This window comes from Pseudomonas sp. GW821-FHT10B02, assembly GCF_059415665.1.
The window spans coordinates 222,747-237,316 of record NZ_JBWKNR010000003.1 but is presented as its reverse complement, the minus strand read 5'-3'; the positions used below and the strand labels follow the sequence as shown (position 1 = coordinate 237,316).

Annotated in this window: 14 protein-coding genes; 9 read left to right on the top strand and 5 right to left on the bottom strand. The window is 64.1% G+C overall.

What is annotated here, in order from left to right:
* Positions 1-58: 58 nt before the first annotated feature.
* From AC07OF_RS06760 to pcaC, 7 genes are all read left to right on the top strand, one after another.
* Positions 59-919, top strand: a complete 861-nt coding sequence (locus AC07OF_RS06760; protein WP_038607417.1) for a CoA transferase subunit A — start codon at positions 59-61, stop codon at positions 917-919.
* Positions 916-1,695: a CoA-transferase subunit beta gene (locus AC07OF_RS06755; protein WP_157191292.1), complete on the top strand. Its 780-nt coding sequence runs from the start codon at positions 916-918 to the stop codon at positions 1,693-1,695. Before AC07OF_RS06760 ends, AC07OF_RS06755 begins: the two co-directional genes overlap by 4 nt.
* Positions 1,692-2,897: a 3-oxoadipyl-CoA thiolase gene (gene pcaF / locus AC07OF_RS06750; protein ID WP_191831157.1), complete on the top strand. Its 1,206-nt coding sequence runs from the start codon at positions 1,692-1,694 to the stop codon at positions 2,895-2,897. Before AC07OF_RS06755 ends, pcaF begins: the two co-directional genes overlap by 4 nt.
* 119 nt (positions 2,898-3,016) lie before the next feature.
* Positions 3,017-4,306 carry an MFS family transporter gene (locus AC07OF_RS06745; protein WP_157191294.1) on the top strand — a complete coding sequence of 430 codons (1,290 nt, stop codon included), beginning with the start codon at positions 3,017-3,019 and terminating at the stop codon, positions 4,304-4,306.
* Positions 4,307-4,325: 19 nt separating this feature from the next.
* Positions 4,326-5,690, top strand: coding sequence for a 3-carboxy-cis,cis-muconate cycloisomerase (locus AC07OF_RS06740; RefSeq protein ID WP_157191295.1), 1,365 nt, complete (start codon positions 4,326-4,328; stop codon positions 5,688-5,690).
* An 11-nt stretch (positions 5,691-5,701) separates the two neighbouring features.
* Positions 5,702-6,493, top strand: a complete 792-nt coding sequence (gene pcaD, locus AC07OF_RS06735; protein WP_157191296.1) for a 3-oxoadipate enol-lactonase — start codon at positions 5,702-5,704, stop codon at positions 6,491-6,493.
* Between the two features lie 10 nt (positions 6,494-6,503).
* Complete coding sequence (gene pcaC, locus AC07OF_RS06730; RefSeq protein ID WP_038607433.1) at positions 6,504-6,896, top strand: 4-carboxymuconolactone decarboxylase; 393 nt, start codon at positions 6,504-6,506, stop codon at positions 6,894-6,896.
* A gap of 103 nt (positions 6,897-6,999) precedes the next feature.
* Here pcaC and AC07OF_RS06725 read toward each other — a convergent pair whose 3' ends face one another.
* On the bottom strand, positions 7,000-7,524 hold the full coding sequence (locus tag AC07OF_RS06725; protein ID WP_157191297.1) for an Mpo1 family 2-hydroxy fatty acid dioxygenase: 525 nt from the start codon (positions 7,522-7,524) through the stop codon (positions 7,000-7,002).
* Positions 7,525-7,614: 90 nt separating this feature from the next.
* Between AC07OF_RS06725 and AC07OF_RS06720 the strand changes: the two genes are divergently transcribed.
* On the top strand, positions 7,615-8,322 hold the full coding sequence (locus tag AC07OF_RS06720; RefSeq protein WP_157191298.1) for a Crp/Fnr family transcriptional regulator: 708 nt from the start codon (positions 7,615-7,617) through the stop codon (positions 8,320-8,322).
* On the opposite strand, the gene AC07OF_RS06715 is transcribed toward AC07OF_RS06720, so the two are convergent.
* The 3 genes from AC07OF_RS06715 to AC07OF_RS06705 are packed head-to-tail and all read right to left on the bottom strand — an operon-like array spanning position 8,294 to position 12,321.
* Complete coding sequence (locus AC07OF_RS06715) at positions 8,294-9,895, bottom strand: arylsulfatase (protein ID WP_495072687.1); 1,602 nt, start codon at positions 9,893-9,895, stop codon at positions 8,294-8,296. The genes AC07OF_RS06720 and AC07OF_RS06715 overlap by 29 nt on opposite strands.
* A gap of 9 nt (positions 9,896-9,904) precedes the next feature.
* Entirely contained in the window at positions 9,905-10,729 is an 825-nt protein-coding gene (locus tag AC07OF_RS06710; RefSeq protein ID WP_157191300.1) for an ABC transporter ATP-binding protein, read from the bottom strand.
* Complete coding sequence (locus tag AC07OF_RS06705) at positions 10,726-12,321, bottom strand: ABC transporter permease (protein ID WP_495072686.1); 1,596 nt, start codon at positions 12,319-12,321, stop codon at positions 10,726-10,728. The genes AC07OF_RS06710 and AC07OF_RS06705 overlap by 4 nt, the downstream gene beginning before the upstream one ends.
* 279 nt (positions 12,322-12,600) lie before the next feature.
* Between AC07OF_RS06705 and AC07OF_RS06700 the strand changes: the two genes are divergently transcribed.
* Positions 12,601-13,647 carry an ABC transporter substrate-binding protein gene (locus AC07OF_RS06700; RefSeq protein ID WP_495072685.1) on the top strand — a complete coding sequence of 349 codons (1,047 nt, stop codon included), beginning with the start codon at positions 12,601-12,603 and terminating at the stop codon, positions 13,645-13,647.
* Here the strand turns inward: AC07OF_RS06700 and AC07OF_RS06695 are convergent.
* Entirely contained in the window at positions 13,604-14,530 is a 927-nt protein-coding gene (locus tag AC07OF_RS06695) for a LysR family transcriptional regulator (protein ID WP_157191303.1), read from the bottom strand. The two genes, AC07OF_RS06700 and AC07OF_RS06695, sit on opposite strands and share 44 nt — an antisense overlap.
* Positions 14,531-14,570 lie beyond the last annotated feature (40 nt).

Genomic DNA, 14,570 nt, shown 5'->3' with positions numbered 1-14,570 from the left:
CGGCGCCACCCAAGGCGCCATGCAACCGACCTCGACTCAGCATATCCAGGAGTCTGCAATGGCTGAAATCCTCTCGCTCCACGATGCCGTGAAGCAGTTCGTCCACGACGGTGACAGCGTCGCCCTCGAAGGCTTCACGCACTTGATTCCGACTGCCGCCGGGCATGAAATCATTCGTCAGGGCAAGAAAGAGCTGACCCTGGTACGTATGACTCCTGACCTGATCTACGATCAGCTGATCGGTGCCGGTTGCGCCCGCAAACTGATTTTCTCCTGGGGCGGTAACCCCGGTGTAGGCTCGCTGCACCGCCTGCGTGATGCCGTGGAAAAACAATGGCCGCAGGCCATGGAGATTGAAGAACACAGCCACGCCGACCTTGCCAACGCCTATGTTGCCGGCGCCTCGGGCCTGCCTTTTGCGGTGCTGCGCGCTTACGCCGGTTCCGACCTGCCCAAGGTCAACCCGCTGATCAAGAGCGTCACTTGCCCGTTCACCGGTGAAGTACTCGCCGCCGTGCCTTCGGTACGCCCGGATGTCACCGTGATTCACGCACAGAAGGCTGACCGCAAGGGCAACGTGCTGCTCTGGGGCATTCTCGGTGTGCAGAAAGAAGCGGCCCTGGCGGCCAAGCGCTGCATCGTCACCGTCGAAGAAATCGTCGACGACCTCAATGCCCCGATGAACGCCTGCGTGCTGCCTACCTGGGCACTGTCGGCGGTGTGCCTGGTGCCGGGCGGCGCGCATCCGTCCTACGCCCATGGCTACTACGAGCGTGACAACCGTTTCTACCAGGCCTGGGACCCGATTGCCCGCAATCGCGAAGCCTTTACTGCCTGGATCGACGAATACATTCGCGGCACCGCCGACTTCAATGAATTCAAGGCAAAACTGGCCAGCGCTTCGGAGGCTGCACAATGAGCTACTCCACCAATGAAATGATGACCGTCGCCGCAGCCCGTCGTCTGCGCAACGGTGCAGTGTGCTTCGTCGGCATCGGCCTGCCTTCCAAGGCCGCCAACCTGGCGCGTCTGACGTCCTCGCCCGACGTGGTGCTGATCTACGAATCCGGCCCGATCGGTGCCAAGCCGAGCGTGCTGCCGCTGTCGATCGGTGACGGTGAGCTGGCGGAAACCGCCGACACCGTGGTGCCGACCGGCGAGATTTTCCGCTACTGGCTGCAAGGCGGGCGTATCGACGTCGGCTTCCTCGGCGCCGCCCAGGTCGACCGTTTCGGCAACATCAACACCACCGTGGTCGGTGACTACCACAACCCGAAAGTACGCCTGCCCGGTGCCGGTGGCGCCCCGGAGATTGCCGGTTCCGCCAAGCAGGTGCTGATCATCCTCAAGCAGTCGAACCGCGCTTTCGTCGACAAACTCGACTTCATCACCTCGGTCGGCCACGGCGAGGGCGGTGATTCGCGCAAACGTCTGGGCCTGCCAGGCGAAGGGCCGGTGGGGATCATCACCGACCTGTGCATCATGGAGCCGGAAGCTGGCACTCACGAGTTTGTCGTGACCTCGATCCATCCGGGCGTGACCCGCGAGCAGATCATTGCCGCGACGGGCTGGGCGATTCGCTTTGCCGACAGCGTGCAGACCACCGCCGAGCCAAGCGAAGTCGAGCTCAGCGCCCTGCGTGACCTGGAAGCGCGCACCGCCGCCGCCCACGGCCAAGCGCCAGGAGAAGCCTGATGCGTGACGTATTTATCTGCGATGCCATTCGTACCCCCATCGGCCGCTTCGGCGGCGCCCTGGCCGGTGTGCGCGCCGATGACCTGGCCGCGGTACCGATCAAGGCGCTGATCGAGCGCAACCCGCAGGTGCAATGGGATCTGCTGGACGAGGTGTTCCTCGGCTGCGCCAACCAGGCCGGCGAAGACAACCGCAACGTCGCGCGCATGGCGCTGCTGTTGGCAGGCCTGCCGGACAGCGTGCCGGGTGTGACCTTGAACCGCCTCTGCGCCTCGGGCATGGACGCTGTCGGCACCGCCTTTCGCGCCATCGCCAGCGGCGAGATGGAGCTGGCGATTGCCGGCGGCGTCGAGTCGATGTCGCGTGCGCCGTTCGTCATGGGCAAGGCCGACAACGCCTATTCGCGCAACATGAAACTGGAAGACACCACCATCGGCTGGCGCTTCATCAACCCGTTGATGAAAGCCCAGTACGGCGTCGATGCCATGCCGCAGACTGCCGACAACGTCGCCGACGATTACCAGGTCTCGCGTGCCGATCAGGACGCCTTCGCCCTGCGTAGCCAGCAACGTACCGCAGCCGCCCAGGCCGCAGGTTTCTTCGCTGAAGAGATCGTGCCGGTGCGCATCGCCCACAAAAAAGGCGAAACCGTTGTCGAGCACGACGAGCATCCACGCGCCGATACCACCCTGGAAGCCCTGACCCGCCTGAAGCCGGTCAATGGCCCGGACAAGACCGTCACCGCAGGCAATGCCTCGGGGGTCAACGACGGTGCCGCGGCATTGATCCTGGCCTCGGCTGAAGCAGTGAAAAAACACGGCCTGACCCCACGTGCCCGGGTCCTCGGCATGGCCAGCGCCGGTGTTGCGCCGCGGGTCATGGGCATCGGTCCGGTACCGGCGGTACGCAAGCTGACCGAGCGCCTCGGTGTGGCGGTGAGTGATTTCGATGTCATCGAGCTCAACGAAGCCTTCGCCAGCCAGGGCCTGGCGGTGCTGCGCGAACTCGGCCTGGCCGACGACGCGCCGCAGGTCAACCCCAATGGTGGCGCCATCGCGCTGGGCCATCCGCTGGGCATGAGCGGTGCGCGGCTGATCCTCACCGCCTTGCATCAGCTGGAGAAATCCGGCGGTCGCAAGGGCCTGGCGACCATGTGCGTCGGGGTAGGGCAGGGCCTGGCGCTGGCCATCGAGCGGGTGTAAGCCAATACCCCCGGACACGCGGCTCCCACGCAGGGTTGCGGGGCCGGGGGGATTGTTTGTGGAACGAGAGTGTTACTGATTGTGTCTAGACTCCAGTAACCCTCCTAGAGTGAATTGCCATGACAACTGCCTATTACACTGGTGAGGAGCGCAGCAAGCGTATCTTCGCCATCGTCGGTGCCTCCTCGGGCAACCTGGTGGAATGGTTCGACTTCTATGTCTATGCCTTCTGCGCCATTTACTTTGCCCCGGCGTTTTTCCCTTCTGACGATCCGACGGTGCAGTTGCTCAATACCGCCGGGGTGTTTGCCGCTGGTTTTCTGATGCGCCCGATTGGGGGTTGGCTGTTTGGCCGGGTGGCCGATCGGCATGGCCGCAAGAATTCGATGATGATCTCGGTGCTGATGATGTGTGCCGGCTCCCTGGTCATCGCCTGTCTGCCGACCTACGCCTCGATCGGCGCCTGGGCGCCGGCGCTGCTGTTGCTGGCGCGGCTGTTCCAGGGCCTGTCGGTGGGCGGCGAATACGGCACCACTGCGACCTACATGAGCGAGGTCGCCTTGCGCGGTCAGCGCGGTTTCTTTGCCTCGTTCCAGTACGTGACGCTGATTGGCGGGCAACTGCTGGCGGTACTGGTAGTGGTGATTCTTCAGCAACTGCTCAGCGAAGATGAACTGCGCGCCTGGGGCTGGCGGATTCCGTTCGTGGTGGGTGCGGTTGCGGCGGTGATTTCGCTGTTCCTGCGCCGCTCGCTGGAAGAGACCAGCAGCGCCGAAACCCGTAACGACAAAGAGGCCGGCAGTGTCGCCGGGCTGTTCCGCCACCACACCGCAGCCTTCATCACCGTGCTGGGTTACACCGCGGGTGGCTCGCTGATTTTCTACACCTTCACCACCTACATGCAGAAGTACCTGGTGAACACCGCTGGCATGAGTGCCAAGACCGCCAGCTTCATCATGACCGGCGCGCTGTTTCTGTACATGTGCATGCAGCCGTTCTTCGGCATGCTTTCCGACCGTATCGGCCGGCGTAATTCGATGCTGCTGTTCGGCGCCTTGGGCACCGTGTTCACCGTGCCGATCCTGATGGCGCTGAAAACCGTCACCAGCCCGTTCCTGGCTTTCGTGCTGATCACCCTGGCGCTGTGTATCGTCAGTTTCTATACCTCGATCAGTGGCCTGGTCAAAGCCGAGATGTTCCCGCCGCAGGTGCGTGCCCTGGGTGTGGGGCTGGCGTATGCGGTGGCCAACGCGATGTTTGGCGGTTCGGCCGAATATGTGGCCCTGGGGTTGAAGTCGATGGGCATGGAGAACACCTTTTACTGGTACGTTACCGCCATGATGGCGATCGCCTTCCTGTTCAGCCTGCGCTTGCCAAAACAGGCGGCGTACCTGCACCACGATCATTGACCTGTTGAAGGACTAGGAAATGAACCCGCGACCGGGCAATCAGCTGTTCGATGCCTACTTCACTGCACCCGCCATGCGCGAGGTGTTTTCCGACCGTGGCCGGGTGCAGGGCATGCTTGATTTCGAAGCGGCCCTGGCGCGCGCCGAAGCGGCCGTGGGGGTGATTCCGCAGGTGGCGGTGGCGCCTATCGTCGCCGCCTGTCAGGCCGAGCGTTACGACTTTGCCGCGCTGGCCGAAGCCATCGGCATTGCTGGCAATTCGGCGATTCCGCTGGTCAAGGCGCTGGGCAAGGTGATTGCCAGTGGCGTGCCGGAAGCCGAGCGATATGTGCATCTGGGCGCCACCAGCCAGGATGCGATGGACACCGGCCTGGTCCTGCAACTGCGTGCCGCCCTGAGCCTGATTGAGAGCGACCTGCAACGGCTGGCCGACTCACTGGCGCGTCAGGCCGAGGCGCATGCCGATACGCCGTTGGCCGGGCGCACCTGGCTGCAACATGCAACGCCGGTCACTCTGGGCATGAAGATCGCCGGTTGGCTGGGTGCTTTGACCCGCCACCGTCAGCGCCTGGAGGAACTCAAACCACGCTTGCTCACCCTGCAGTTCGGCGGTGCCTCGGGGACCCTGGCGGCGCTCGGTGAGCAGGCCCTGCCGGTAGCCGAAGCCCTGGCGGTGCAGCTCGACCTGCAACTGCCGGAGCAACCCTGGCACACCCAGCGCGACCGTTTGGTGGAGTTCGCCTCGGTGCTCGCTCTGGTCGCCGGCAGCCTGGGCAAGATGGGGCGTGATATCAGCCTGTTGATGCAGACCGAAGCAGCGGAAGTATTCGAACCCGCAGCGCCGGGCAAAGGTGGTTCATCGACGATGCCGCACAAACGCAACCCGGTCGGCGCTGCGGTGCTGATCGGGGCGGCGACGCGGGTACCGGGGCTGCTGTCGACCCTGTTTGCCGCCATGCCGCAGGAGCATGAACGTAGCCTGGGGCTGTGGCACGCCGAGTGGGAGACCCTGCCGGAAATCTGCTGCCTGGTTTCCGGTGCGTTGCGCCAGGCGCAGATCATCGCCGACGGCCTGCAGGTCGATGCCGCGCGTATGCGCGATAACCTCGACCTGACCCAGGGCCTGGTGCTGGCCGAAGCGGTCAGTATCGTCCTGGCCCAGCGCCTGGGTCGCGACACCGCGCATCATTTGCTGGAAACCTGCTGCAAGCGTGCAGTAGCCGAACAACGCCATCTGCGCGCCGTGCTCGGCGACGATCCGCAGGTGAGCGGCGAACTCTCGGCAGACGAACTCGATCGCCTGCTTGATCCGGCCCATTACCTCGGTCAGGCCCGTGTCTGGGTCGAGCGGGCGCTGGCCGAACATCACCGTTTCAATGCCTGAAGGAGGCTGCAGTGGCACAGGTACAACTCGCCGATGGCGCACTCAATTATCAACTCGACGGCCCTGAAGGCGCGCCGGTGTTGGTGCTGTCCAACTCCCTGGGCACTGACCTGCACATGTGGGATACCCAGGTGCCGGCCTTCGCTGCGCACTTTCGCGTGCTGCGCTACGACACCCGTGGCCATGGCGCTTCGCTGGTAACCGAGGGGCCTTACAGCATCGAGCAGCTGGGCCAGGACGTGCTGGCGTTGCTCGATGCCCTGAAGATCGAGCGTGCGCACTTCTGTGGCCTGTCCATGGGCGGCCTGATCGGTCAGTGGCTGGGGATCAATGCAGGTGAACGCTTGAACCGCCTGATCGTCTGCAACACCGCCGCCAAGATCGGCTCGCCGGACACCTGGAACCCGCGCATCGAAATGGTCTTGCGCGATGGCAAAGCCGCGATGGTCGGCCTGCGCGATGCGTCGATCGAGCGCTGGTTCACTCCGGGCTATTCCTCGACCAACCCCGGCCAGGCCAAGCGCATCACCGACATGCTCGCCAGCACTTCACCGCAAGGCTATGCGGCCAACTGTGGGGCGGTACGCGATGCCGACTTCCGTGATCAACTGGGTGAGATCAAGGCGCCGTTGCTGGTCATCTCCGGCAGTCACGACGCGGTGACGCCGCCTGCGGGCGGGCTGTTCATCCAGGAAAACGTGGCGGGCGCCGAATACGCCGAGTTCCATGCCGCGCACCTGTCCAACGTCGAAGTCGGCGAGCCGTTCAGCCGCCGGGTGATCGACTTTCTGCTGGCCCGCTGAGGAGCGATTCGTGGACGAAAAACAACGTTACGAAGAAGGCATGAAGGTTCGTCGCGCAGTGCTCGGCGATGCCCACGTCGACCGCAGCCTGAACAACCTGACGGCGTTCAACAGCGAGTTCCAGGAAATGATCACCCGCCATGCCTGGGGTGATATCTGGACGCGTCCGGGTCTGCCACGGCATACCCGCAGCCTGATCACCATCGCCATGCTGATCGGCATGAACCGCAATGAAGAGCTGAAGTTGCACCTGCGCGCGGCCGCCAGCAATGGCGTGACCCGTGAGGAGATCAAGGAAGTGCTGATGCAGAGCGCGATCTACTGCGGCATTCCGGCAGCCAATGCGACCTTCCACCTGGCCGAGTCGGTGTGGGATGAGTTGGGGGTTGAGTCCAGAGGCTGACCTTCGGGCCCCATCGCCGGCAAGGCCGGCTCCCACATGGACTGCATATACCGAGCCCTGTGGGAGCCGGCCTTGCCGGCGATAAGGCCGCTGCGCTTTCGGATCAGACCGCCGCTTTCTTCTGCCGAATCGCCACTGGTCCGGCATTACGCTCGATGGCCTGCTTCAACTCCGCCCGCATGCCCAGCAGAAACCCCAGTTCCGCCACCACGAACAACGGCCCGATGATCAACCCGCTCAGATCATCGACAAAGGCCGGCTTGCGCCCTTCATAGTGGTGCCCGACAAACTGGATCACCCAGCCGACCACGAACAGCCCCAGCCCCGCACTCAACCACACCAGCGTGCTTTGCACGGCCAGCACCTGGCCGGCCCACAGACACAGGCCGAGCAACAGGGCCATGATCAAGCCAAACTGCTGGTCCAGGCGCAGGTAGAACCACCCCGTCGCCAGCGCCACTAACAAGGCCGGCGACAGCCACACCCCGGCCAGCTCCAGCCCCGGACGTGACAACAACACCGTCACCGCAACCACGATCATCGGGATACCGACGAAGTGCGTGGCGATATTGCGCGGGTCACGGTGGTAGGCCGCATATTGACTGAGGTGTTCGACGAGGTTTTTCATTATTGTTCCTCCTGAAGGGTGACGTGAGCTTGCCCTGCAGACATTCCGGCTGTCTGTCGGCTAGCCGACAGAGTTGACCTTCGAGGCGTTATGACCAGCGATCCCGCCTGGCGCCAGACCCTGCTCCAGGGCCACTGGTTCAAGCATCTGCCCCTGTCCCTTCAGGATAGCCTGCCGGGCTTGGCGCGCCTTCGTGAGCTGGCGCCGGGGCAGTACCTGTTCCAGCGCGGCGATGCGCCCTGCGGTTTGTACGCGGTGCTGTCGGGCAGCATGCGCGTCGGGGCGGTCAGCAGCGAAGGCAAGGAGGCGTTGCTGACGCTGGTCGAAGCGCCACACTGGTTCGGTGAAATCAGCCTGTTCGACGGCCAGCCGCGCACCCATGATGCCCAGGCTGAAGGGGCGGTGCGCCTGTTGTGGATACCGCAGGCTGCGCTGCTGTCATTGCTGGCGCAGCAACCCGAATATTGGCGCGACTTCGCCTTGCTGATGAGCCAGAAACTGCGCTGGGTATTCGTCGCCCTGGAGCAGCAGAGCCTGCTGGCCGCCGCGCCGCGGGTTGCTCACCGGCTGCTGCAGATCGCCGCCGGTTACGGCGAGATGGACGGCACCCGGCGTGTGTTGCAACTGTCTCAGGAGCAACTGGCACTGATGCTGTCGCTGTCGCGCCAGACCACCAACCAGATCCTCAAGTCGTTGCAGCAGGAAGGCGCGCTACGCCTGGGCTATGGCGAGATCGAGATTCTCGACCTCGCCCGTCTGCAAGCCCTGGCTAGTCCGGCTGGAACGGCGACTCGCTGAGGATTACCCCGGTTTCCTCGACATACTTCTGCCATTCGCCCAGCAGTGCCTGAAGTCTGGCCGGTTGCGCCTGGGCCAGGTCGTCGATTTCGCCCGGATCGCTGGCCAGGTCATACAGTTGCCAGGTCGCCGGGCCCACCGGTCCAGGAATGTACACGGCCTTCCACTGCCCCTGGCGAATCGCCCGCCGCCCGAACAGTTCCCAGCCCGTGACGGTGTTGTCGTCATGCACCTGTTCAGTCTCGCCGGACAGGTAACCCAGCCATGACTTGCCGCGCAGGGCGGCGACATCGCGTCCACGCCAGCGCGTGCCGGGATGGCGGACCCCGGCGAGGTCGAGCAGGGTCGGGGTGATGTCCATCACCGTGCTGAACTGGTGGCTGATCTGCCCCTGACGGGCCAGGGCAGGGTAGTGCACCAGCGCCGGCACGCGAATGCCGCCTTCGCTGGTAAAGGCTTTGTACAGCCGCGATGGCGCAGTGGCGGCCTGCGCCCACTGTGGGCCATACCAGACGTAGGAGTTGGCCCGGCCAATGTTTTCCAGGCTGTTGTCGTAATGCTGGTCGAGGTAGCTGGCCAGGTGCGGGCCGAACTTGGGGAAGGCTTCGAGCAGTGCCCCTTCGGCACCGTTGTCGGACATGAACAGCACCAGGGTGTTGTCCAGCTGGCCCTGGTTGCGCAGGTAGTCGAGGACCCGGCCGATGTTCCAGTCCATGCGCTCGACCATCGCTGCGTAAACCTCCATCGACCGCGCCGACCGCTGACGCTGCTCATCGCTGAGGCTGTCCCAGTGATTGTCCACCGGGTGAGCACGCGTCTCGGTCTTGATCAGGCCGAGCTGGCGCAATTTTTCCAGGCGCTCCTGGCGCAGCACTTCAGGCCCGGCGTCGTAGCGGCCCTTGTAGCGGGCGACCACCTCGGCCGGTGCCTGCAGCGGCCAGTGTGGTGCGGAGAAGGGCAGGTAGGCGAAGAACGGCCGGCTCTGGTCACGTTCCTTGAGGTATTGCAGCAGTTTGTCGCCAAAGGCGTCGGAGGAGTAAAAGCCCTCAGGCAATTGCTCGACGAAGGTCTGGTCTTCGATGTACAGCGCCGGGGTCGACTTGAGCAGGCGCGGGGTCTGCTCGTCATAGGTCGGCTCGAAACCGTAGTGGTTGGCCGCGCCGGGCAGCAGGGCGAAGGAGCGTTCGAAGCCACGGGCGTGGGGCGCCAGTTCGGCCTTCAGGCCCAGGTGCCACTTGCCGCTCATCAGTGTCTGGTAGCCGGCGTCGCGCAGCAGTTCCGGCAGCGCCACCACCCGGTCGTTGAGGTAACCCTCGTAGCCGGGTTTGCCGATCAGCTCCGGAGTCAGCGCTTCGGCCATGGTGCCGATGCCGGCGATGTGGTGGTCGGTGCCGGTCAGCAGCATCGAGCGGGTTGGCGAGCAGGTCGGCGCGGTGTGAAAGTCGGTCAGGCGCAGGCCGGCAGTGGCCAGGGCATCCAGGTTCGGCGTGGCGATTTCGCCACCGAAGGCACCGAGGTCGGAGAATCCCAGGTCATCGGCAACGATGACCAGAAAGTTGGGGCGTTGGCTCATGGTCGGTTCTCAATAGGCAAGGTAGGACAGGGGCAGGTTGTGGATCTGTGCCGGCGCGGCCGGCAGGTAGCGGTCGTCGGCGGTCAGTTCGTGCAGCAGCGCTTCGCGCAGACGGTGGAAGTCGTAGCTGGAGCGCTGGCGCGGATGCGCCAGGTCGATACGGTTGATGCGCTTGATACGTCCCGGCCGTGGCTCCAGAACCACCACACGGTCAGCCAGGAACAGTGCTTCCTCGACATCGTGGGTCACCAGCAGCGTGGTGATCCGCGCGCGTTCGCGGATCGCTAGCAGTTCTTCCTGCATCTGCTGGCGGGTCAGCGCATCGAGGGCACCGAAGGGTTCGTCGAGCAGCAGAATCCGCGGGCTGGCCACCAGGCCGCGGGCAATCGCCACGCGCTGGGCCATGCCGCCGGAGAGCTGGTGCGGGTAGGCCTGGCTGAAGTCCTGCAGGCCGACCAGGGCGATGTACTCGGCAATCCGCTGCTCGCGTTCGCTGTCAGTCAAGGTGCTGTTGACCAGGCCCAGGGCGATGTTTTCGTGCACGCTCAGCCAGGGGAACAGGCGGTGTTCCTGGAACACGATGCCGCGCTCGCTACCGATGCCGGTGAGCGGCTGGCCGTCGATCAGGATCTGGCCCTGGTAATCGTTATCGAGGCCGATCAGCAGGCGCAGCAGGGTGGATTTGCCACAGCCACTGGCGCCGACAATGGCCACGAACTCGCCATCGGCGATTTGCAGGTTGAAGTCGCGGATGGCTTCCAGCTCACCACCGGCCACCGCGAAGTGCTTGCCGACCTGATTGAAACTGACCAACGGATGGGCAATGGCGTTCATGCTCGTCTCCAGCGCGTGGCGCGCGATTCGATGTGTTGTCCGAGGGCGCCCAACAGCGCGCCGGTGAGGCCGACCAGGAGCATCCCGGCCATGATCAGGTCCATGCGCAGCAGTTGCTGGGCGCCGATCATCAGGCTGCCGATACCGCCGCCGGAGGGCATGAAGTACTCGGCGCCGATGGTGCCCAGCCAGGCGTAGATCAAGCCCACGCGCAGACCGGCGAAGATGCCGGGGGCCGCGCCGGGCAACACCAGGCGCAACAGGCGCTGACGCAGGTTCAGGTGCAGCACCTGCGCGGCTTCCTCCAGTTGTGGTGAGCGGTTGGCGACGCTGCGCTGGGTGGCGATGAACAGCGGAAAGAACGCTGCCAGGCCGACAAACACCCATTTGGCCAGCTCACCGAGGCCGAACCAGGCCGTGAGCAATGGCACCCAGGCGAAGATGGCGATCTGCCGCAGAGCGGCCAGGCTCGGCCCCAGCAAGCGTTCGGCAGGCCGGGACAAACCCAGCCACAACCCCAACGCAAAGCCCAGGCCACCACCCAGCAGCAAACCCGCCAGGGCGCGACCGACACTGACCGCCAGGGCTGCCGTCAGCGAACCGTCGAGCACGCCGTTCCAGGCGGTGCTCAGCACCTGGACGGGCGCCACGAGGATGTTGTTATCGACCCACTGCAACTGATTTGCCAGCTGCCAGACCAGCAGCAACGCCAGCGGCAACAGCAAGGCCTGCAGGCGTTCGCGGCCATGCAGATGCTGCACCCGCAGTTCAGCGCCGGGCGGATGCGGCCAGTGCACCAGCCGGCGATCCAGCCAGCCGAGGCCACGGTCCATGGCAAAACCGAGCAGGCCGATTACCGCGATGCAGACGAAGACGATGTCGAGCATGAACAACTGCCGGGCCCAGACCATCAGGTAGCCGATACCCTCACTGGAGGCGAGCAGCTCGACCGCCAGCAAGGATGACCAGCCGGTGGCCAGGGCCAGGCGCACGCCGGCGAGAAAGGCCGGCAGTGCTGCGGGCAGGATCAGCCGGGTGATCAGCAAGCGGCGCGGCAGCTTGAGCACGGCGGCCGCTTCGCGCAGACGCGGCTGTGCGTCACGCACGCCGACCAGGGTGTGCAGGGTCACCGGCACGATGATCGCCTTGACCAGCACCACCAGCTTGAGCAGCTCGCCAATGCCGAATAGCACCATGAACAACGGCACCCAGGCCAGCGTCGGGATTTGCGCCAGGGCGTTGAAGGTGGGCAGCACCAGGCGTTCGGCGCGACGGCTGCAACCCAGCCAGGCACCGAGCAGGGCACCGCTGCTGACCCCCACTGACAAACCGATCAGCAAGCGTTGCAGACTGATTGCCAGATGCGACCACAACTCACCGTGGGCCAGCTCCTGTGCGCTCTGCCAGACCAGGCTGGGTGCTGGCAGTATCTGTTCGCTCATCCACTGGTTGTGGCTGGCCAGCCACCACAGCAGGGCCAGGGCCAGTGGCAGGTACCAGGCCTGGAGGCGTGCCTGCAACGGTGTGCCGGCTGTGTGCAGGCGTCTTGCAGGTGCGGCCAGGGGCAGGCTGGGGATTGATGCTTGGGCCATGGCGGACCTCCGTGGATTGGCTATTTCTATATTCCATTCGGGTATATTTTTTTAAAAATAAATTCGAATAGGTGATAAGAGACAGCATTTAAAGCAGGCCCTTAGCGCCGTATCCAATGCATTCGAGGCATATTTTCCTTGTGCCTGATGCATAGCCCGTCGCAACCCCCATGGCTGCCTGTTTATGTGTTTAGGTTATTAAAATGTAATTTATTAGTATTTATTTGTTGATCGACGATCTGGTTAGCGTGGCCGCATCACTACAAGGAGTCGCGTGCCATGAACCTGTCGATCAACCGTGTTTTCAGTCTGTTTGCCGCTCCCGCCCTGGCCGCTGTGGTCGGCTGGTTACCGCCGCTGGCCCAGGCCACTGCGGTCCGCGAGATTCGCATTGCGGTCCCCGATCTGAGCGCTGGCACCCAGCACTCCGGAGGCGGGGTGACGGATGTGCTGCGCAATCAGCAGTTGCTGGAAAAAGCCTTCGCCGCCGACGGCATCACGATCCAGTGGAATTACTTCAAAGGGGCGGGGCCGGTGATCAACGAAGCCTTTGCCAACGGCCAGGTCGACTTCGCCTATCTGGGCGATCTGGCGGCCATCATCGGCAAGGCCAATGGCGTCGACACACGCCTGCTGGCCGCTACCGGACGCGGCATCAAGCATTACCTGGGCGTGGCGCCGGGCAGTGGCATCAAGACCTTGCAGGACCTGAAGGGCAAGCGTGTGGCGATCTTTCGCGGCACCGCCAGCCAGTTATCGTTTGATGCCGCACTCGCCAGCCAGGGCCTGAGCGAGAAGGACTTCAAGGTCATCAACCTCGATTTCAATGCCGCGGTCGCCGCCTTGGCCGCCCGGCAGATTGACGCCACCTGGGGCCTGTCGGGCTTGACCGCGCTGCAGGAGCGCGGCCTTGCCGAGCTGCCGTTGAACACCAGAGACCTGGGAGGCGCCGGCAGTATCCAGGCCGTGCTGGTGGGCTCCGGGGCCTTTGTCGATGCCCACCCCGAACTGGTCCAGCGCCTGCTGGAAGCCCAGCAGCAAGCGGTGCAATGGCTCAGTGACGAGAGCAACAAGCAGGCTTACATCCAGCTGGTTTCAGGACTGGCCAGCTACCCGCCGGTGATCCTTGAGCGGGACCTGCAGGACGAAGTCCTCGGCCAGACCTTCCGTTCCAGCCTCGACCAGCCGTTCCTCGACCAGTTGCAGGCCTCGGTCGACCTGGCCGCCGAACAGCGGCTGATCCGCAAACCGTTCAAGGTCAGCCAGTGGCTGGCGCCCCAGGCTACCCGGCCAGCACCTGCAGCGCTGGCTGCTGATCGAGGCTGATCAGGGTATCGATCATCGCCCGCGCCGCAGGCGACAGGCGATAACCGCTGCGGCTGACAATGCCACAGCGGGCATTGAGGCTGTCGAGATTGGCCGGCAGGTTGCGCCAGTGCAGGCGCACCAGTCGGCCCTGCTGGATATCGTTGGCAAAGGCTTCTTCGGTACCGATACCGATGGCATCGCTGCCCTGTACCAGGCTGACCAGGGTCGGCAAGTGTTCGGTGAGCAGCTGCGGGGTGAAATCGGTCTTGCCGCTGAGGTTGGCCAGCAACTTGCGCACCCCCGGCGGAATCAGTGTGGTGGCCAGCGGATAGTCGAACATGTCGTTGGTCGACAGGCTGTCCTTGGCCAGCAATGGATGCCCGGGACGGCAGAAGAACAGGCCGCGGCGCGGACTCAAAGGCAGCGTCTGATAGTTCGGATCCGCCTCGAACTGGCGGATATCGGCGATGAAAAACTCGATCTCCTCGCGGTTCAGTGCGCGGCTGAGTTTCTCCCAGTTATCCACCTCAAGACGGGTGTGCACTTTCGGGTGGGCCTGAAGAAATCGCGCCAGTGCCCGCGGCACCAATTGCACAGCCGCTGCCGGCCCGCAGCCGAAGTGCAGCTCGCCAGCATCGAGCTTGGTCATCTGCAGCACTTCGCAACTCAACTGTGCCGCGCCCTGGACCAGACGCAAGGCGTGCTGCAGCACCACCTGGCCTTCTGGCGTCGGGCGCAGGTCCTTGTTGCCACGGTCCACCAGAACACAACCGAACTCCTGTTCCAGGCCCTGGATACTGCGGCTGAAGGCCGGCTGGGTGATGCCCATGGCGTCCGCGGCGCGAACAAAACTGCGGTGTTCAGTGAGGGCGATGAAGTAACGCAGTTGGCGAAGATCCATATGCTTTCCCGGCATTCCAAAAATACGGCGAAGGTATTTG